The following is a 19,699-nucleotide window of genomic DNA, read 5'->3' on the forward strand; positions in this document are numbered from 1 at the left end:
ACTTGTGCCCCTCTGGGATAGGCTCACGGCCTTGCTGTGAAGCAAGCATGTATTCCTTGGGGGGAATCGATGAGGACATCCATACCTGCCGCCGGGGCGTGTGCCCTGCTTCTCGCCGTCGGCGCCGTCGGCTGCGGATCCGAGCAGTCGCCGGAGATGACACCGGCTGCGGCCGTCGCCAAGGCGGCGAAGAACACGGAGGACATCACGTCCCTCCAGTACCGCTTGAAGGGCACGGTCCCGGAGTCGGGCCGCGTCGAGGGCGAGGCGTCCATGCGCCTGAAGCCCACGATCGCCATGAGCATGAAGATGACGGCGCCCGACAAGGCCGCCGGCGAAAGCGTCGAGATCCGTCTCGTCGACAAGGCCATGTACCTCGGTGGGGGAGCCGAGATGGCCAAGGAGATGGACGGCAAGCGCTGGCTGAAGTTCGATCTGTCCGGCTCCGACGCCGCCAAGGACCTGGACAAGATGGGGTCCCCGAGCCAGGCCGAGCAGAACCCGGCGGCGGAGTCCACCTTCCTCACCGGCGCCAAGGACGTGAAGAAGGTCGGCAGCGAGAAGGTCGAAGGCGTCGAGACCACCCACTACACGGGCACGGTCACCCTCGCCGACCTGCGCGCCTCGCTCAAGGACGACAAGGCGGAGACCCGCAAGCAGCGCGAGAAGAGCATCAAGCAGTACGAGAAGCTGGGCCTCGACAAGCTCACGATGGACATGTGGGTCGACGGCGAGGACCACACCAAGCAGTTCCGCATGAAGGGCCAGGCCGACAAGGGTCCGATGGACATGACCATCACCTTCCTCGACTACAACGAGCCCGTCACCGTCACGGCCCCGCCGGCCAAGGACGTCGCGGACCTGAGCGAGATGTTCAAGGAGCTGGGGCAGGGCTGAACCGCCCCGCACCGATCCGCCGTACGGGCGGATTTGCCTCACGGTGAACCGTTCCCGTACTCTCCTACAGAAGCCAAAGACCGCTGGTCGTTACCGCGCGCTCATCAGAGGGCGCGGTGGCCGAAGGATCCGCTGAACGGCGGACGACCCGCGCAGGTGACACTGGAGAAGCTCCCGGAGACCGCCGCCTCGTGCGTGTGGAAACCGGTTGAGCTACGCCCCGTGCGCTTGCGCCGGGGCGTTTCGTTTTCCCCAGTCCTCCTTCGGGTCCGCGCGGTCCGAATCACCCGGAAGGAGGCCGAGGCTCATGGCGAGGCCTGACAAGGTCGATGCCGTCGAGGAGATGCGGGACAAGTTCCGCAACTCCAACGCTGCTGTCGTTACCGCGTACACCGGTCTCACCGTCGCGCAGCTCCAGAAGCTGCGTCGTTCACTCGGTGAGAACGCTCAGTACCGTGTGGCGAAGAACACGCTGACCAAGATTGCGGCCAACGAGGCCGGGATCACGACGCTGGACGACCTCTTTGCGGGTTCGTCGGCCGTCGCCTTCGTGACCGGTGACCCGGTCGAGGCGGCGAAGGGTCTCCGTGACTTCGCCAAGGACAACCCCAACCTCGTCATCAAGGGCGGCGTCCTTGACGGCAAGGCATTGTCCGCCGATGAGATCAAGAAGCTTGCGGACCTCGAGTCCCGCGAGGTTCTGCTTTCCAAGCTGGCCGGTGCCTTCAAGGCGAAGCAGTCCCAGGCTGCCTCCGTCTTCCAGGCGCTGCCGTCGAAGCTCGTCCGCACCGTGGACGCGCTCCGTGCCAAGCAGGACGAGCAGGGCGGTGCCGAGTAACTCGGCTCGCATCCCGGCCGCCGCTGCCTGAACGCGGCGACCGTCGCGGGCCAGTAGTACGCCCGCCTCACATGTACATCCGGCACCTGCCGAATTAGTGGAAGGACCGCCAATCATGGCGAAGCTCAGCCAGGAAGACCTGCTCGCGCAGTTCGAGGAGATGACCCTCATCGAGCTCTCCGAGTTCGTGAAGGCGTTCGAGGACAAGTTCGACGTCACCGCCGCCGCTGCCGCGCCGGTCGTCGTCGCCGGTGGTGCCGCTGGTGGCGCCGCTGCCGAGGCCGCTGAGGAGCAGGACGAGTTCGACGTCATCCTCACGGGTGCCGGCGACAAGAAGATCCAGGTCATCAAGGTCGTGCGTGAGCTGACCTCCCTGGGTCTGAAGGAGGCCAAGGACCTCGTGGACGGCGCCCCGAAGCCCGTTCTCGAGAAGGTCGCCAAGGACGCCGCCGAGAAGGCGAAGGAGTCCCTCGAGGGCGCCGGCGCCTCCGTCGAGGTCAAGTAAGACCTTCCGGATCCGCCAGGATCCACGACACGTCCCGCTGGACGTGTAACGCCTAAGCGCTGAAGAGCGATCATCCATCCGGGTGGTCGCTCTTCGGCGTTCTCGGGGGCGGGCCACGGTTGCCTTGAAGCCCCGGTGACGGGGGGTATGGTGATCTTCGTCGTGTCCCAGGGCGGCCCCGGAGAGGGCAAGGGGGCCTTGACGAACCGCACGCAGCGCGCAATTCTCAGGACGCGTCGCCACAGGATCCGAATCCGAGGCATGGATCGGCGACGAAGAGGGCAGTACTTACGTGCGTTGAGGGCAGCGCCTTGTCGCAGGAGTGGAACAACGAGGGTGAACACGGGTTCCAGAACCCGCACTGGACATCAGTGTGCCAAGTGGCTACACTGACCCTTTGCGCTGCCTGTTAGCTGTCCCCTGCCCGTCACCAGGGGTCTGCCCTCGCCCGAGCATCGACGACAAGACTGTCTGACCTGGCCTTTCGGCCGGACTGACACAGCTTGTCTCTGTGTACGGGAGAGGGGCCGGTACGCGCGTAGTGAGTCCGAGCCCTCGGAAGGACCCCCTCTTGGCCGCCTCGCGCAACGCCTCGACCGCGAATACGAACAACGCCGCCAGCACTGCCCCGCTGCGCATCTCTTTTGCAAAGATCAAGGAGCCTCTTGAGGTTCCGAACCTGCTCGCGCTGCAGACCGAGAGCTTCGACTGGCTCCTCGGCAACACCGCCTGGCAGAGTCGGGTCGAGGAGGCTCTCGAGAACGGTCAGGACGTCCCCACCAAGTCCGGGCTCGAGGAGATCTTCGAGGAGATCTCCCCGATCGAGGACTTCAGCGGGTCGATGTCGCTGACCTTCCGCGACCACCGCTTCGAGCCGCCGAAGAACTCCATCGACGAGTGCAAGGACCGTGACTTCACGTACGCGGCCCCGCTCTTCGTCACGGCTGAGTTCACGAACAACGAGACCGGCGAGATCAAGTCCCAGACGGTCTTCATGGGCGACTTCCCGCTCATGACGAACAAGGGCACCTTCGTCATCAACGGCACCGAGCGTGTCGTGGTGTCGCAGCTCGTCCGTTCGCCCGGTGTCTACTTCGACTCCTCCATCGACAAGACGTCCGACAAGGACATCTTCTCCGCCAAGATCATCCCCTCCCGGGGTGCCTGGCTGGAGATGGAGATCGACAAGCGCGACATGGTCGGTGTCCGCATCGACCGCAAGCGCAAGCAGTCCGTCACCGTCCTGCTCAAGGCGCTCGGCTGGACCACCGAGCAGATCCTCGAGGAGTTCGGCGAGTACGAGTCCATGCGCGCCACCCTGGAGAAGGACCACACCCAGGGCCAGGACGACGCGCTGCTCGACATCTACCGCAAGCTGCGTCCGGGCGAGCCCCCCACGCGTGAGGCCGCGCAGACGCTGCTCGAGAACCTCTACTTCAACCCCAAGCGCTACGACCTGGCCAAGGTCGGCCGCTACAAGGTCAACAAGAAGCTGGGTGCGGACGCTCCGCTGGACGCGGGCATCCTGACCGTCGAGGACATCATCTCGACGATCAAGTACCTGGTGAAGCTGCACGCGGGCGAGACCGAGACGGTCGGCGACAGCGGTACGAACATCGTCGTCGAGACCGACGACATCGACCACTTCGGCAACCGCCGCCTGCGCAGCGTCGGCGAGCTCATCCAGAACCAGGTCCGTACGGGTCTGGCGCGTATGGAGCGTGTCGTCCGCGAGCGGATGACGACCCAGGACGTCGAGGCGATCACGCCGCAGACCCTGATCAACATCCGGCCGGTCGTCGCCTCCATCAAGGAGTTCTTCGGCACCAGCCAGCTGTCGCAGTTCATGGACCAGAACAACCCGCTGTCGGGTCTCACCCACAAGCGCCGTCTGTCGGCTCTTGGCCCGGGTGGTCTCTCCCGTGAGCGGGCCGGCTTCGAGGTCCGTGACGTGCACCCCTCGCACTACGGCCGCATGTGCCCGATCGAGACGCCCGAAGGCCCGAACATCGGTCTGATCGGCTCGCTCGCCTCCTACGGCCGGGTCAACGCGTTCGGTTTCGTCGAGACCCCGTACCGCAAGGTGTTCGAGGGCCAGGTCACCGACGAGGTCGACTACCTGACCGCCGACGAGGAAGACCGCTTCGTCATCGCGCAGGCCAACGCGCCGCTCACCGACGATCTCCGCTTCGCCGAGGCCCGCGTGCTCGTCCGCCGCAAGGGCGGCGAGGTCGACTACGTCGGTGGTGAGGACGTGGACTACATGGACGTCTCGCCGCGCCAGATGGTGTCGGTCGCGACCGCCATGATCCCCTTCCTCGAGCACGACGACGCAAACCGTGCCCTCATGGGCGCGAACATGATGCGTCAGGCCGTGCCGCTCATCAAGTCCGAGGCCCCGCTCGTCGGCACCGGCATGGAGTACCGCTCCGCGGTCGACGCCGGCGACGTGGTCAAGGCCGAGAAGCCCGGTGTGGTCCAGGAGGTCTCCGCGGACTACATCACCACCGCCAACGACGACGGCACGTACATCACGTACCGCCTGGCCAAGTTCGCCCGCTCCAACCAGGGCACCTCGGTCAACCAGAAGGTCATCGTCAACGAGGGCGACCGGATCATCGAGGGCCAGGTCCTGGCCGACGGTCCGGCCACCCAGAACGGCGAGATGGCACTGGGCAAGAACCTGCTCGTGGCGTTCATGCCGTGGGAGGGTCACAACTACGAGGACGCGATCATCCTGTCGCAGCGCCTCGTGCAGGACGACGTCCTCTCCTCGATCCACATCGAGGAGCACGAGGTCGACGCCCGTGACACCAAGCTCGGCCCCGAGGAGATCACCCGGGACATCCCGAACGTCTCCGAGGAGGTCCTCGCCGACCTCGACGAGCGCGGCATCATCCGTATCGGTGCCGAGGTCGTCGCCGGCGACATCCTGGTCGGCAAGGTCACGCCCAAGGGTGAGACCGAGCTGACGCCGGAAGAGCGCCTGCTGCGCGCGATCTTCGGTGAGAAGGCCCGTGAGGTCCGTGACACCTCGCTGAAGGTCCCGCACGGCGAGATCGGCAAGGTCATCGGCGTTCGCGTCTTCGACCGCGAGGAGGGCGACGAGCTTCCCCCCGGTGTGAACCAGCTGGTGCGCGTCTACGTCGCGCAGAAGCGCAAGATCACCGACGGTGACAAGCTCGCCGGCCGTCACGGCAACAAGGGCGTCATCTCGAAGATCCTGCCGATCGAGGACATGCCGTTCCTGGAGGACGGCACCCCGGTCGACATCATCCTCAACCCGCTCGGTGTGCCGTCCCGAATGAACCCGGGACAGGTCCTGGAGATCCACCTCGGCTGGCTCGCCAGCCGCGGCTGGGACGTCTCCGGCCTCGCGGACGACTGGGCGCAGCGCCTGCAGGCCATCGAGGCCGACCAGGTCGCGCCGGGCACCAACGTCGCCACCCCCGTCTTCGACGGTGCGCGTGAGGACGAGCTGGCCGGTCTGCTGAACCACACCATCCCGAACCGCGACGGCGAGCGCATGGTGCTCCCGACCGGTAAGGCGCCGCTGTTCGACGGCCGCTCCGGCGAGCCGTTCCCGGAGCCGATCTCCGTCGGCTACATGTACATCCTCAAGCTGCACCACCTGGTCGACGACAAGCTGCACGCCCGGTCGACCGGTCCGTACTCGATGATCACCCAGCAGCCGCTGGGTGGTAAGGCCCAGTTCGGTGGCCAGCGCTTCGGTGAGATGGAGGTGTGGGCGCTGGAGGCTTACGGCGCCGCGTACGCCCTCCAGGAGCTGCTGACCATCAAGTCCGACGACGTGACCGGCCGCGTGAAGGTCTACGAGGCCATCGTCAAGGGCGAGAACATCCCCGAGCCCGGCATCCCCGAGTCCTTCAAGGTGCTCATCAAGGAGATGCAGTCCCTGTGCCTCAACGTGGAGGTGCTGTCCTCGGACGGCATGTCCATCGAGATGCGCGACACCGACGAGGACGTCTTCCGCGCTGCGGAGGAGCTTGGCATCGACCTGTCCCGGCGTGAGCCGAGCAGCGTCGAAGAGGTCTGACGGGAGTTCGGCGGCCTTCGTCATGAAGGCCGCCGGCCCCAGGACCCCCGTATCAGACCCCATGACTTACAACCCTGAGAGGGATTGACGCATAGTGCTCGACGTCAACTTCTTCGACGAGCTCCGGATCGGTCTGGCCACCGCTGACGACATCCGTCAGTGGAGCCACGGCGAGGTCAAGAAGCCCGAGACGATCAACTACCGCACGCTCAAGCCCGAAAAGGACGGACTCTTCTGCGAGAAGATCTTCGGTCCGACCCGGGACTGGGAGTGCTACTGCGGCAAGTACAAGCGCGTCCGCTTCAAGGGCATCATCTGTGAGCGGTGTGGCGTCGAGGTCACCCGCGCCAAGGTGCGCCGTGAGCGGATGGGCCACATCGAGCTGGCCGCCCCGGTCACGCACATCTGGTACTTCAAGGGTGTTCCGTCGCGCCTGGGCTACCTGCTCGACCTGGCGCCGAAGGACCTCGAGAAGGTCATCTACTTCGCGGCGTACATGATCACGTACGTCGACGAGGAGCGCCGTACGCGCGACCTGCCCTCCCTGGAGGCCCACGTCTCCGTCGAGCGCCAGCAGATCGAGCAGCGTCGCGACGCCGACCTGGAGGCCCGCGCCAAGAAGCTCGAGACCGACCTGGCCGAGCTGGAGGCCGAGGGCGCCAAGGCGGACGTGCGCCGCAAGGTGCGCGAGGGTGCCGAGCGTGAGATGAAGCAGCTGCGTGACCGTGCGCAGCGCGAGATCGACCGCCTCGACGAGGTGTGGAACCGCTTCAAGAACCTCAAGGTCCAGGACCTCGAGGGCGACGAGCTGCTCTACCGCGAGCTGCGTGACCGCTTCGGCACGTACTTCGACGGCTCGATGGGTGCCGCGGCGCTGCAGAAGCGCCTGGAGTCCTTCGACCTCGACGAGGAGGCCGAGCGTCTCCGCGAGATCATCCGCACCGGCAAGGGCCAGAAGAAGACCCGTGCGCTCAAGCGCCTGAAGGTCGTCTCCGCGTTCCTGCAGACCAGCAACAGCCCCAAGGGCATGGTGCTCGACTGCGTGCCGGTCATCCCGCCGGACCTCCGCCCGATGGTGCAGCTGGACGGTGGCCGCTTCGCGACCTCCGACCTGAACGACCTGTACCGCCGTGTGATCAACCGGAACAACCGCCTGAAGCGCCTTCTCGACCTCGGTGCGCCCGAGATCATCGTGAACAACGAGAAGCGCATGCTCCAGGAGGCCGTGGACGCGCTGTTCGACAACGGCCGCCGTGGCCGTCCGGTCACCGGTCCCGGTAACCGCCCGCTGAAGTCCCTCAGCGACATGCTGAAGGGTAAGCAGGGCCGCTTCCGTCAGAACCTGCTCGGTAAGCGTGTGGACTACTCCGCGCGTTCCGTGATCGTCGTCGGTCCGCAGCTGAAGCTGCACCAGTGCGGTCTGCCCAAGGCGATGGCGCTGGAGCTCTTCAAGCCGTTCGTGATGAAGCGCCTGGTCGACCTGAACCACGCGCAGAACATCAAGAGCGCCAAACGCATGGTCGAGCGCGGCCGCACGGTCGTGTACGACGTGCTGGAAGAGGTCATCGCGGAGCACCCGGTTCTGCTGAACCGTGCGCCCACGCTGCACCGCCTCGGCATCCAGGCCTTCGAGCCGCAGCTGGTCGAGGGCAAGGCCATCCAGATCCACCCGCTCGTCTGCACCGCGTTCAACGCGGACTTCGACGGTGACCAGATGGCCGTGCACCTGCCGCTGTCCGCGGAGGCGCAGGCCGAGGCCCGCATCCTGATGCTGTCCTCGAACAACATCCTCAAGCCGGCCGACGGCCGCCCGGTGACGATGCCGACCCAGGACATGGTCCTCGGTCTGTTCTTCCTCACCACCGACGGCGAGATGCGCGACCTCAAGGGTGAGGGCCGTTCCTTCGCCTCGGTCGCCGAGGCGATCATGGCCTTCGACGCGGGCGAGCTGTCGCTCCAGTCGAGGATCGACGTCCGCTTCCCGGTCGGCACCATCCCGCCGCGCGGCTGGACCCCGCCGGCGCGCGAGGAGGGCGAGCCCGAGTGGCAGCAGGGTGACAGCTTCCGGCTGAACACCACGCTGGGCCGTGCGCTCTTCAACGAGCTGCTGCCCGAGGACTACCCGTTCGTCGACTACGAGGTCGGCAAGAAGCAGCTCTCCGAGATCGTCAACGACCTCGCCGAGCGCTACCCCAAGGTCATCGTGGCGGCGACGCTCGACAACCTGAAGGCGTCCGGCTTCTACTGGGCGACCCGTTCCGGTGTCACCGTGGCCATCTCCGACGTCGTCGTTCCCGAGGCGAAGAAGGAGATCGTCAAGGGCTACGAGGCGCAGGACGAGAAGGTCCAGAAGCAGTACGAGCGCGGTCTGATCACCAAGGACGAGCGCACGCAGGAGCTCATCGCGATCTGGACCAAGGCGACCAACGAGGTCGCCGAGGCGATGAACGACAACTTCCCGAAGACCAACCCGATCTTCATGATGGTGAACTCGGGTGCACGAGGCAACATGATGCAGATGCGTCAGATCGCCGGTATGCGTGGTCTGGTGTCGAACGCGAAGAACGAGACGATCCCGCGTCCCATCAAGGCCTCCTTCCGTGAGGGCCTGTCCGTGCTGGAGTACTTCATCTCCACGCACGGTGCCCGTAAGGGTCTGGCGGACACCGCTCTGCGTACCGCCGACTCGGGTTACCTCACGCGTCGTCTGGTCGACGTCTCCCAGGACGTCATCATTCGCGAGGAGGACTGCGGCACCGAGCGCGGTCTGCGTCTGAAGATCGCCGACCGGAACGCCGAGGGCGCGCTGATCAAGACGGAGGACGTCGAGACCTCCGTGTACGCGCGCTGCCTCGCCGAGGACATCGTGGTCGACGGGCAGGTGCTGGCCCCGGCCGGTACCGACCTCGGCGACGTCCTCATCGAGGAGCTCGTGCAGCGCGGCGTCGAGGAGGTCAAGACCCGCTCGGTCCTGACCTGCGAGTCCGCCGTCGGCACCTGCGCGATGTGCTACGGCCGTTCGCTCGCCACCGGCAAGCTGGTCGACATCGGTGAGGCGGTCGGCATCATCGCCGCCCAGTCCATCGGTGAGCCCGGTACCCAGCTGACGATGCGTACCTTCCACACCGGTGGTGTGGCCGGTGACGACATCACCCAGGGTCTGCCGCGTGTCGTCGAGCTCTTCGAGGCCCGTACCCCGAAGGGTGTCGCCCCGATCTCCGAGGCCCAGGGCCGCGTGCGGATCGAGGAGACCGAGAAGACCAAGAAGATCGTCGTCACCCCGGACGACGGCAGCGACGAGACGGCGTTCCCGATCTCGAAGCGTGCCCGTCTCCTGGTCAGCGAGGGCGAGCACGTCGAGGTGGGCCAGAAGCTCACCGTGGGTGCCACCAACCCGCACGACGTGCTGCGCATCCTGGGCCAGCGTGCCGTCCAGGTCCACCTGGTCGGCGAGGTCCAGAAGGTCTACAACTCGCAGGGTGTGTCGATCCACGACAAGCACATCGAGATCATCATCCGGCAGATGCTGCGCCGCGTGACGATCATCGAGTCCGGCGATGCCGAGCTGCTGCCCGGCGAGCTGGTCGAGCGCTCGAAGTTCGAGACCGAGAACCGTCGTGTGGTCCAGGAGGGCGGTCACCCGGCCTCCGGTCGTCCGCAGCTGATGGGTATCACCAAGGCCTCGCTGGCGACGGAATCCTGGCTGTCGGCCGCCTCCTTCCAGGAGACGACCCGAGTCCTGACGGACGCGGCGATCAACGCCAAGTCCGACAGCCTCATCGGCCTCAAGGAGAACGTCATCATCGGTAAGCTCATCCCGGCCGGTACGGGTCTGTCCCGCTACCGCAACATCCGGGTCGAGCCGACCGAGGAGGCCAAGGCCGCGATGTACTCGGCCGTCGGCTACGACGACATCGACTACTCGCCGTTCGGCACGGGCTCCGGCCAGGCCGTTCCGCTGGAGGACTACGACTACGGTCCGTACAACCAGTAAGCGAGTCGCTTGAGTGGAGGGCGGTCATCCTTCGGGGTGGCCGCCCTTCGGCATTCCCGATACCTGGGGCCCTGGCCGGAAGGACCCCGAAACCGTCTCACCGCGGCGTCTGCGGGCCCGCGGACATGGCGGCGGATCCCGAGGGACGTCTGCGGGCGGGAGCGCCTCTGCCGGCTTTCTGGCCGACACGCGGCGCCCCGCCCCCACGCACCGCTGCCGGAACCTCTGCTTCGGCGCATGATGGAAGGACTCCGGCCCCCGGGGAGGTGCTCCGTGTCGCAGTCGCACTATCCGTCCTGGCAGCCCTGGCAGGGCTCCGGTGCCCCGTCGATGCTGGCGTCGCACGCCGATCGGGAGCGGGCCGTGGATGTGCTCAGAGCCGGGTACGGCGAGGGGCGGATGGAGCAGCGCGAGTTCGAGCAGCGGGTGGGGCGTGCGTACGCGGCGCGGACCGTGGGGGAGCTGGCGCTGCTCGTCGCGGACCTGCCGCACGGGCCGCTGCCGCAGCAGGCCTCGGTCGTGCCCGTGCCGGCGACGTTCATGCCCGTGCCGCGGGCGCGGACCAACGGGAAGGCCGTCGCGGCCGGCGTGTGCGGGCTGCTGTGCGTGCCGACCATGGGGCTGACCGGGATCCCGGCCGTCGTGCTGGGGCATGTGGCCCGGGCCGAGATCCGCAGCCGTGGGGAGCTGGGGGACGGGCTCGCGCTGACCGGCCTCGTGCTCGGGTGGTTGTCCACGGCGGGCTGGGCACTCGTTCTGGTGTTGCTCACGGTGGTGTCCGTCGTAGCATCGTGAAGGTATGCAAAACGGACAGTCGCCGTCGAATTGAAGATCGACAACGGCCGGGGGGCTTGACATGTCCCGCATGGCGATGCGGGCGGTGCCCATTTGTTTTGACCGCAGCGAATGCGGTAGGTACGCTCAGACCTTGTGCCTGGGGTGTGCCCTGGCTCGCGTGTGTGCCATGAACCGCACGGCGAGTCGACGCCGGCCACCGTAATCTGCGCTGTTTCTGCCTCGCGGCGGAAGTCCGCGGGTTCGACACACCCGACCGCGTGGGTCGGAGATGTTCCAGGTTAGCTTCACCATTCGGCACACAGAAACCGGAGAAGTAGTGCCTACGATCCAGCAGCTGGTCCGCAAGGGCCGGCAGGACAAGGTCGAGAAGAACAAGACGCCCGCACTCGAGGGTTCCCCTCAGCGTCGTGGCGTCTGCACGCGTGTGTTCACGACCACCCCGAAGAAGCCGAACTCGGCCCTGCGTAAGGTCGCGCGTGTGCGTCTGACCAGCGGGATCGAGGTCACCGCTTACATTCCGGGTGAGGGACACAACCTGCAGGAGCACTCCATCGTGCTCGTGCGCGGCGGCCGTGTGAAGGACCTGCCGGGTGTTCGCTACAAGATCATCCGTGGCTCCCTCGACACCCAGGGTGTCAAGAACCGCAAGCAGGCCCGTTCCCGCTACGGCGCCAAGAAGGAGAAGTAAGAATGCCTCGTAAGGGCCCCGCCCCGAAGCGCCCGGTCATCATCGACCCGGTCTACGGTTCTCCTCTGGTGACGTCGCTCATCAACAAGGTGCTGCTGAACGGCAAGCGCTCCACCGCCGAGCGCATCGTCTACGGCGCCATGGAAGGTCTGCGTGAGAAGACGGGCAACGACCCGATCATCACGCTGAAGCGCGCGCTGGAGAACATCAAGCCGACCCTCGAGGTCAAGTCCCGCCGTGTCGGTGGTGCGACGTACCAGGTTCCGATCGAGGTCAAGCCCGGTCGCGCCAACACGCTCGCGCTGCGCTGGCTGGTCGGTTACTCCCGCGCCCGTCGCGAGAAGACCATGACCGAGCGTCTGCTCAACGAGCTTCTCGACGCGTCCAACGGCCTCGGTGCCGCTGTGAAGAAGCGCGAGGACACCCACAAGATGGCCGAGTCCAACAAGGCCTTCGCGCACTACCGCTGGTAGTCGCTACCCACATCGAGACCGAGAGAAGACTGAAGCCTTATGGCTACCACTTCACTTGACCTGGCCAAGGTCCGCAACATCGGGATCATGGCCCACATCGACGCGGGCAAGACGACCACCACCGAGCGGATCCTGTTCTACACCGGTGTGTCTTACAAGATCGGTGAGGTCCACGACGGCGCTGCCACGATGGACTGGATGGAGCAGGAGCAGGAGCGTGGCATCACGATCACGTCTGCTGCGACCACCTGTCACTGGCCGCTCGAGGACAACGACTACACCATCAACATCATCGACACCCCGGGTCACGTCGACTTCACCGTCGAGGTGGAGCGCTCCCTGCGCGTGCTCGACGGTGCCGTGACGGTGTTCGACGGTGTCGCCGGTGTCGAGCCGCAGTCCGAGACGGTGTGGCGTCAGGCCGACCGCTACGGCGTGCCGCGTATCTGCTTCGTCAACAAGCTGGACCGTACCGGCGCCGAGTTCCACCGCTGCGTGGACATGATCTCGGACCGCCTGGGCGCTCAGCCGCTGGTCATGCAGCTGCCGATCGGTGCCGAGGCGGACTTCAAGGGCGTCATCGACCTCGTGACGATGAAGGCCCTGGTCTGGTCGGCCGAGGCGACCAAGGGCGAGATGTACGACACCGTCGACATCCCGGACACCCACGCCGAGGCTGCCGAGGAGTACCGCGGCAAGCTGCTCGAGGCCGTCGCCGAGAACGACGAAGAGCTGATGGAGCTGTACCTGGAGGGCACCGAGCCCACCGTGGAGCAGCTCTACGCCGCGATCCGTCGTATCACCATCGCGTCCGGCAAGGGCGGCGGCACCACCGTCACCCCCGTGTTCTGCGGCACCGCGTTCAAGAACAAGGGCGTTCAGCCCCTGCTCGACGCGGTCGTGCGCTACCTGCCCACCCCGCTTGACGTCGAGGCCATCGAGGGTCACGACGTCAAGGACGCGGAGAAGGTCGTGGTGCGCAAGCCGTCGGACGAGGAGCCCCTCGCCGCGCTCGCGTTCAAGATCATGAGCGACCCGCACCTCGGCAAGCTCACCTTCGTCCGCGTGTACTCCGGGCGCCTCCACTCCGGCACCGCCGTGCTGAACTCGGTGAAGGGCCGCAAGGAGCGCATCGGCAAGATCTACCGCATGCACGCCAACAAGCGTGAGGAGATCGAGTCGGTGGGCGCCGGCGACATCGTCGCCGTCATGGGCCTGAAGCAGACCACCACCGGTGAGACGCTGGCGGACGAGAAGAACCCGGTCATCCTGGAGTCCATGGACTTCCCGGCGCCGGTCATCGAGGTCGCCATCGAGCCCAAGTCGAAGGGCGACCAGGAGAAGCTCGGCGTCGCGATCCAGCGCCTGGCCGAGGAGGACCCCTCCTTCCAGGTGCACACCAACGAGGAGACCGGCCAGACCGTCATCGGCGGTATGGGCGAGCTTCACCTCGAGGTGCTCGTGGACCGCATGAAGCGCGAGTTCAAGGTCGAGGCCAACGTCGGCAAGCCGCAGGTCGCGTACCGTGAGACGATCCGCAAGGCCGTCGAGAAGGTCGAGTTCACCCACAAGAAGCAGACGGGTGGTACCGGCCAGTTCGCTCGCGTCATCATCGCGATCGAGCCGATCGAGGGTGGCGACGCCTCGTACGAGTTCATCAACAAGGTGACCGGTGGCCGTGTGCCGAAGGAGTACATCCCTTCGGTGGACGCCGGTGCGCAGGAGGCCATGCAGTTCGGCATCCTCGCCGGTTACGAGATGACCGGTGTGCGCGTGACGCTGCTCGACGGTGCCTACCACGAGGTGGACTCCTCCGAGCTCGCGTTCAAGATCGCCGGTTCGCAGGCCTTCAAGGAGGCCGCGCGCAAGGCCAGCCCCGTACTGCTCGAGCCGATGATGGCCGTCGAGGTCACCACGCCCGAGGACTACATGGGTGAGGTCATCGGTGACATCAACTCCCGCCGTGGTCAGATCCAGGCCATGGAGGAGCGGGCCGGTGCCCGCGTCGTGAAGGGCCTCGTGCCCCTCTCGGAGATGTTCGGCTACGTCGGCGACCTGCGCAGCAAGACGTCCGGCCGTGCGAGCTACTCCATGCAGTTCGACTCCTACGCCGAGGTTCCCCGGAACGTCGCCGAGGAGATCATCGCGAAGGCCAAGGGCGAGTAACGCACCGCGTCTACACGCCGTAGGCTTGACTCCGGAGCCTTGAGGGGCATTCCGCCGCAATCGCGGTGAGAGTGCCCCGGGGCCCGGGCTTTCCAGCAAAGATCACCTGGCGCCGATGAAGTAAGGCGTACCAGAACCACTCCCAGGAGGACCCCAGTGGCGAAGGCGAAGTTCGAGCGGACTAAGCCGCACGTCAACATCGGCACCATCGGTCACATCGACCACGGTAAGACGACCCTCACGGCCGCCATTACCAAGGTGCTGCACGACGCGTACCCGGACCTGAACGAGGCCTCGGCCTTCGACCAGATCGACAAGGCTCCTGAGGAGCGCCAGCGCGGTATCACCATCTCCATCGCGCACGTCGAGTACCAGACCGAGACGCGTCACTACGCCCACGTCGACTGCCCCGGTCACGCGGACTACATCAAGAACATGATCACGGGTGCGGCGCAGATGGACGGCGCCATCCTCGTGGTCGCCGCCACCGACGGCCCGATGCCGCAGACCAAGGAGCACGTGCTCCTGGCCCGCCAGGTCGGCGTTCCGTACATCGTCGTCGCCCTGAACAAGGCCGACATGGTGGACGACGAGGAGATCCTGGAGCTCGTCGAGCTCGAGGTCCGTGAGCTCCTCTCCGAGTACGAGTTCCCGGGCGACGACGTTCCCGTCGTCAAGGTCTCCGCTCTGAAGGCCCTCGAGGGCGACAAGGAGTGGGGCAACTCGGTTCTCGAGCTCATGAACGCCGTCGACACGGCGATCCCGGAGCCCGAGCGTGACGTCGACAAGCCGTTCCTCATGCCGATCGAGGACGTCTTCACGATCACCGGTCGCGGTACGGTCGTCACCGGCCGTATCGAGCGTGGTGTCCTGAAGGTCAACGAGACCGTCGACATCATCGGCATCAAGACCGAGAAGACCACCACCACGGTCACCGGTATCGAGATGTTCCGGAAGCTCCTCGACGAGGGCCAGGCCGGTGAGAACGTCGGTCTGCTCCTCCGTGGCATCAAGCGCGAGGACGTCGAGCGCGGCCAGGTCATCATCAAGCCGGGCTCGGTCACCCCGCACACCGAGTTCGAGGCGCAGGCCTACATCCTGTCCAAGGACGAGGGTGGCCGCCACACGCCGTTCTTCAACAACTACCGCCCGCAGTTCTACTTCCGTACGACGGACGTGACCGGCGTGGTGACCCTCCCCGAGGGCACCGAGATGGTCATGCCGGGTGACAACACCGAGATGAAGGTGGAGCTCATCCAGCCCGTCGCCATGGAGGAGGGCCTGAAGTTCGCCATCCGTGAGGGTGGCCGGACCGTGGGCGCCGGCCAGGTCACCAAGATCAACAAGTGAGTCTTCGGACTGGCTTGAGGGTCTACTGACCTGAGTGGCTCGAAGGGGCCCGTACGACTTCGGTCGTGCGGGTCCCTTTGCCGTTTCCGGGGGTGGTCACCTGCGGCAGGTCGGCGCGCGGGCGGGCCGAGGCCTGGGGTGTGTCTCCTGCCGTCGGTCAGAAGTCCAGGTACGTGATCTGGACGATGTAGATCCGCTCGCTGCGGACGACGACCTGATACGTGAACATGCCGCCGGGGACGATGACGTCACCGCCCTTCGGATCGACAGCGTTATGGGCCTGTCCGTGTACGTGTAAGGCCTCGGCGGCTCTGACCAGCTCTTCCGCCTTGCGCTCCACCTCGGCGAGGAAGCCGGCGGGAGCGGTTCGGGCCGCCTTCTCCGCACCGAAGGTACTCCCATTTCCAGCTCACTCGCGGACTGCCTTCATGGTTTCGTCCAGGACAGCGCTCAGGTCACACAGGGCCGCTTGGGCGACAGTGGGGTCCGCGTGCTCCAGATTGCCCTTCGCGCGGGCGTAGCGGGCGGACAGGTCCGGACGCCGGGCGATCTCGATGTCCCGGGCCCAGGACAGCACCCAGCTCCGCACCGGGCTGAGGGACTGCCACTCGACCGCCTTGGCGAAGGCGTCGTCCTTCGTGGCCTGCATCTCTTCCAGGCGAGCCGGATCGACAGCGGCGAGGGCGGCACGCAGGGCGTCGGGAGTGTCTGAGGGCGGGGGACCAGCTCATGTCCGTGGTCGGCCTGAGTGCTCATCGTGTCCACCTCCAGGGAGTGCCCCGGCCAGGCCATCCCGCGGGGGTCGCGGGGCGGCGAGACAACGGGTGCGGCCGTTGCTCTCTTCATACGGCTTCCAGGAGTTCGGTTCGGCCGGACCGGCAGTGGCCGGGGCCCGGTGCTCGGAAGGCTCGGTCGCAGCCGTCGCAGGTCTGGAGGGGGTGCCGTGTGGGTGGTGGGGCGTCGGTGGGGCGAAGGGCGGTGGGGCTACCCCCCGAGCTGTTCACCCCCCGTCAGGGCGGGACACTGGAGCATGACTTCGGAACCGGCGCGCGACGACCATCTCGATCCCGGCGCGGATCCGATCGGTGACCACCTCGACCTGGACGCGATCGAGGAGCTGTGCTCGGGCTCGACCCCGGACTCCGTACTGGCCGCCAGGGCCAGGGAGACGGTGCCGCGACTGGTGGCGGAGGTCAGGCGCCTGCGATGGCTCGTCGAGTACGGGGCGTGCCCGACGGCGGGCACCACGGGGACCGAGTTCGTGCTCCCGCTCGGCGAGGACATGCTCGGCTTCTTCCGCGAGATGGTGGACGTGCTGGTGGAGCGGATCGGTGTCCCGCGTGCGGAGGCCGTCGCCAGGGTCAACGCGGTGTACGGGACGCGGGAGTCGGTCGCCCTGGACCTCCAGCTCATGGGGCACGAGCTGCCCGAGTACTGGGCCTACGGTCTGTACTACGGCCCGGACAGCCGGGGCCGGAGTCCGGTCGGGGACCCGATCGCGGATGCGGACATCGACCTCACCGCGCTCCCCGTACGCCCGGCACCGCCGAAGGACTCCCCCTTCTGGACGATGGCCGAGCCCGAGGTGCTCAGTGAGCCAGCCGAGGGCCCAGGAGCGTGCAGAAGCCGGTCCCTGAGGAGAGCGCGCGCGGGCTCCGTGGACATCCACAGCAGCTTGTGACGCGTCCCGTCGGCCATGGAGAGCGTCATTCCGGAAGTGGTCAGGCCGCCGTGGATCCGGGCGTTCACGATCTCGGTGAGGGGGAGCACCTTGTTGGTGCGGTGGGCGGAGCGGAGGGCGTCGGGATCGTGGGCGAGCGTCCGGAACGTGTCCGGGGTCGCCAGTTCGGGCCCGAGGAGCCCGATCGTCATGGTGGCCGGTATGCCGCCGCGGATGCGGACCAGCTGATCCGGGAGCAGCCACAGCTCGCCGTGGATCCAGTCCAGCCAGCCGGTCGTGCAGGTACGGGCGATGAGCTGCGCCGGCCGCAGGCTGATCCGCCCGGCTCGGGCCACCGCCTCGTCGAGCAGTGCGCCGACCGCCTCCACGGAGGCGACCCGGCGGGACTCCTGGACGGCCTGGCCCGCGCCTCCGAGCTCGCCCTCGCCCTCGCCCTCGCATCGGCTATGGCTCGGCGAAGTGAAGTGGAGGCGCGCGTGACCGCTGCGGTGCACCTCCACCAGCAGCCGCACGGCCCAGCCCGCAGCGCTGAAGTGCGCTGCCAGCCACTCGCGATCGTCGGCCCATGGCACGGAGGACACCTGGATCCCGTCCGAAATCCACTGGGACCTGCGCCGCTCGATCTCCGCCCCGGCCATGTCCATGGCTATCGCTTGTCTCGTCCGTCTCACGCCGCTGATCTTGTCGCACGCAGCCCTCGCGCGATGGGACGATGGCCGGACTTGTGATCGAGTGAACGGGAGGCCGGCGCCATGGCCCGGTACATGGAGACCCTGACCGTCGAGCGGGGCGGTTTCCGGATCAAGGTGCCGGAGTCGTGGTGGGAGTTCGACGTCCGGCCGGAGTCGCGGGACGACTCGATCCGGCGGATGGTGAGCGAACGGGTGCGGCAGCGTCCGGAGTTGGAGCAGTACCGGGACGCCTACGTCGACTTCCTCCAGAAGGCCGCCGCGGACGCGTGGAAGTCCGGCGCAATGTACTGCGGCTGCATGGCGGAGAGCTTCGGAGGGGACATGCCGATCACGGGTTCGGTGACCGTCTCTCTCGTCGGAGGCCGCAACGAACGGGGCGAACCGCTGTCGAACGACCCTGCCGTCATCGCGAGCCAGCTCGCCGTGAAGGAGGCCAAGCGGGAGGGCGACTCCTGGCGGAAGGTCACGACGGTCGACATCCCGGGTGTCGGCCCGGCCGCGCGCACGCAGGGCATCGAGGACATCGCCGTACCGGGTGACGCGCTCAACCGCACGATCCGGGCCGTGCTGATGCAGACGTACATCCCCGTGCCGGGCCAGGAGGGCAAGGTCGCCCTGGTCGCCGGCAGCAGCCAGGTCCTCGACCTCGCGGACTCGTTCTTCGACATCTTCGACGCGATCACGTCGACGTTCCGCTTTTCGAGCTGATGCGCCGGTCTCTCGAGGACTGTGCCTTGTGAGTTCACGTGTGCATACGGTTGTTGACGTTGGTATGACGGGGGTTGCGGTATGGCGGGGCACAGGAATGTGGATCCGGCTGTCGTAGTCTCGAATCTCCCCGGGGTGGAGGAGCTCGACGGCATCCCCGACGCCTGGCACTGGTCTCCTGTTCCGGGCCTGGATTTCGCTGCGGCGCTCAGCGCTGACGGGTTCCATCTCTTTCAAGTGAATGCCCGCGACACCTACGACCAGGCTCTGGTGGCCTCGATGCTCCGGACCGCGCGGGAGAACAGTTCGCGGCTACTGGACACGGGCGCACTGCTGAGCGCTCCCCAAGGGTTTCGTCACCCCGGGCGGGACTTCGAGGTCATCGCGGCAGCACGGCCCGGGGTCCATCGCTACCACGAAGTTCAACAGCCCGAGCTGCAACAGGTCACGTGGGCGATCTTTCCCGGCTACACCTGTGAGTTCGCCGATCCGGCCCGATACTCCCTCGAAGACGCACGGGAAAGCTTCATCCGGTTCCTCTCGCCGGCCGTTCTCGACAGGCAACCCGTACCGTTCCTCAGGCTCTGGTACGACAACACAGTCACCAAGGGGGGAACGGACGGGCCTGACGGGATCCTCGCAGCGGAGAAGACGCTGTATCGGGAAATCACGCTGCTTGAAGGCGCTCTGGGCAGCTTCGTCCGGTTCGAGAACTTCCGCGGGAGCGTTTTCCGGATCGAGTGGGATCCTGAGCGGGCCTGGACGCTCGCCGAGGAGACCCAGAGCAGCGGACCGGACCCCCTCGACATCCCGGATCTGATGTCATTCGTGGAGCGGTCTCTGCGATGACCC

General features: G+C 66.6%; 15 protein-coding genes. 13 read left to right on the forward strand and 2 right to left on the reverse strand.

Annotated elements, in window-relative coordinates:
* Nucleotides 1-69: 69 nt before the first annotated feature.
* From ACFY5B_RS18495 to tuf, 10 genes are all read left to right on the forward strand, one after another.
* On the forward strand, nt 70-897 hold the full coding sequence (locus ACFY5B_RS18495) for a DUF1396 domain-containing protein (protein WP_389970189.1): 828 nt from the start codon (nt 70-72) through the stop codon (nt 895-897).
* Between the two features lie 307 nt (nt 898-1,204).
* Nucleotides 1,205-1,735 (forward strand): 50S ribosomal protein L10, encoded by a 531-nt coding sequence (gene rplJ / locus ACFY5B_RS18500; RefSeq protein ID WP_389970192.1) that lies wholly within the window; start codon nt 1,205-1,207, stop codon nt 1,733-1,735.
* A gap of 115 nt (nt 1,736-1,850) precedes the next feature.
* A complete protein-coding gene (gene rplL, locus ACFY5B_RS18505; protein WP_362234455.1) occupies nt 1,851-2,240 on the forward strand; it encodes a 50S ribosomal protein L7/L12 in 390 nt (129 codons plus the stop codon).
* 571 nt (nt 2,241-2,811) lie between these two features.
* The gene (rpoB, locus tag ACFY5B_RS18510) at nt 2,812-6,297 is read left to right on the forward strand and encodes a DNA-directed RNA polymerase subunit beta (RefSeq protein WP_362047083.1); all 3,486 of its coding nucleotides are present in this window, start codon (nt 2,812-2,814) and stop codon (nt 6,295-6,297) included.
* 94 nt (nt 6,298-6,391) lie between these two features.
* Nucleotides 6,392-10,291 (forward strand): DNA-directed RNA polymerase subunit beta', encoded by a 3,900-nt coding sequence (locus ACFY5B_RS18515; RefSeq protein WP_389970194.1) that lies wholly within the window; start codon nt 6,392-6,394, stop codon nt 10,289-10,291.
* 273 nt (nt 10,292-10,564) lie between these two features.
* Entirely contained in the window at nt 10,565-11,086 is a 522-nt protein-coding gene (locus ACFY5B_RS18520; protein WP_389970197.1) for a DUF1707 and DUF4190 domain-containing protein, read from the forward strand.
* Between the two features lie 319 nt (nt 11,087-11,405).
* Nucleotides 11,406-11,777, forward strand: coding sequence for a 30S ribosomal protein S12 (gene rpsL, locus ACFY5B_RS18525; RefSeq protein WP_003948652.1), 372 nt, complete (start codon nt 11,406-11,408; stop codon nt 11,775-11,777).
* A 2-nt stretch (nt 11,778-11,779) separates the two neighbouring features.
* Entirely contained in the window at nt 11,780-12,250 is a 471-nt protein-coding gene (gene rpsG, locus ACFY5B_RS18530) for a 30S ribosomal protein S7 (protein ID WP_003992340.1), read from the forward strand.
* A 39-nt stretch (nt 12,251-12,289) separates the two neighbouring features.
* On the forward strand, nt 12,290-14,416 hold the full coding sequence (gene fusA / locus ACFY5B_RS18535; RefSeq protein ID WP_389970199.1) for an elongation factor G: 2,127 nt from the start codon (nt 12,290-12,292) through the stop codon (nt 14,414-14,416).
* A gap of 156 nt (nt 14,417-14,572) precedes the next feature.
* Nucleotides 14,573-15,766 carry an elongation factor Tu gene (gene tuf, locus ACFY5B_RS18540; protein ID WP_033308978.1) on the forward strand — a complete coding sequence of 398 codons (1,194 nt, stop codon included), beginning with the start codon at nt 14,573-14,575 and terminating at the stop codon, nt 15,764-15,766.
* 157 nt (nt 15,767-15,923) lie between these two features.
* On the opposite strand, the gene ACFY5B_RS18545 is transcribed toward tuf, so the two are convergent.
* Both ACFY5B_RS18545 and ACFY5B_RS18550 read right to left on the reverse strand, forming a co-directional pair.
* Entirely contained in the window at nt 15,924-16,106 is a 183-nt protein-coding gene (locus tag ACFY5B_RS18545; protein WP_389970202.1) for a hypothetical protein, read from the reverse strand.
* 69 nt (nt 16,107-16,175) lie between these two features.
* Nucleotides 16,176-16,415 (reverse strand): hypothetical protein, encoded by a 240-nt coding sequence (locus ACFY5B_RS18550; protein ID WP_389970205.1) that lies wholly within the window; start codon nt 16,413-16,415, stop codon nt 16,176-16,178.
* A 381-nt stretch (nt 16,416-16,796) separates the two neighbouring features.
* On the opposite strand from ACFY5B_RS18550, the gene ACFY5B_RS18555 reads away from it, so the two are divergent.
* The 3 genes from ACFY5B_RS18555 (at nt 16,797) to ACFY5B_RS18565 (ending at nt 19,696) form a co-directional block, all read left to right on the forward strand.
* Nucleotides 16,797-17,447, forward strand: coding sequence for a hypothetical protein (locus ACFY5B_RS18555; RefSeq protein WP_389970208.1), 651 nt, complete (start codon nt 16,797-16,799; stop codon nt 17,445-17,447).
* 752 nt (nt 17,448-18,199) lie between these two features.
* Nucleotides 18,200-18,847, forward strand: coding sequence for a hypothetical protein (locus ACFY5B_RS18560; RefSeq protein WP_389970211.1), 648 nt, complete (start codon nt 18,200-18,202; stop codon nt 18,845-18,847).
* Between the two features lie 135 nt (nt 18,848-18,982).
* On the forward strand, nt 18,983-19,696 hold the full coding sequence (locus ACFY5B_RS18565) for a hypothetical protein (protein WP_389970214.1): 714 nt from the start codon (nt 18,983-18,985) through the stop codon (nt 19,694-19,696).
* Nucleotides 19,697-19,699: the final 3 nt, after the last annotated feature.

Source organism: Streptomyces sp. NPDC013187, assembly GCF_042899705.1.
Classification (GTDB): Bacteria; Actinomycetota; Actinomycetes; order Streptomycetales; family Streptomycetaceae; genus Streptomyces; species Streptomyces hawaiiensis_A.

Excerpts from the sequence above, each read along its gene's own strand:
- ACFY5B_RS18495 (WP_389970189.1), top strand. The coding sequence starts at position 70 with ATGAGGACATCCATACCTGCCGCCGGGGCGTGTGCCCTGCTTCTCGCC.
- rplJ (WP_389970192.1), top strand. The coding sequence starts at position 1,205 with ATGGCGAGGCCTGACAAGGTCGATGCCGTCGAGGAGATGCGGGACAAG.
- rplL (WP_362234455.1), top strand. The coding sequence starts at position 1,851 with ATGGCGAAGCTCAGCCAGGAAGACCTGCTCGCGCAGTTCGAGGAGATG.
- rpsG (WP_003992340.1), top strand. The coding sequence starts at position 11,780 with ATGCCTCGTAAGGGCCCCGCCCCGAAGCGCCCGGTCATCATCGACCCG.
- fusA (WP_389970199.1), top strand. The coding sequence starts at position 12,290 with ATGGCTACCACTTCACTTGACCTGGCCAAGGTCCGCAACATCGGGATC.
- ACFY5B_RS18550 (WP_389970205.1), bottom strand. The coding sequence starts at position 16,415 with ATGCAGGCCACGAAGGACGACGCCTTCGCCAAGGCGGTCGAGTGGCAG.
- ACFY5B_RS18555 (WP_389970208.1), top strand. The coding sequence starts at position 16,797 with ATGACTTCGGAACCGGCGCGCGACGACCATCTCGATCCCGGCGCGGAT.
- ACFY5B_RS18560 (WP_389970211.1), top strand. The coding sequence starts at position 18,200 with ATGGCCCGGTACATGGAGACCCTGACCGTCGAGCGGGGCGGTTTCCGG.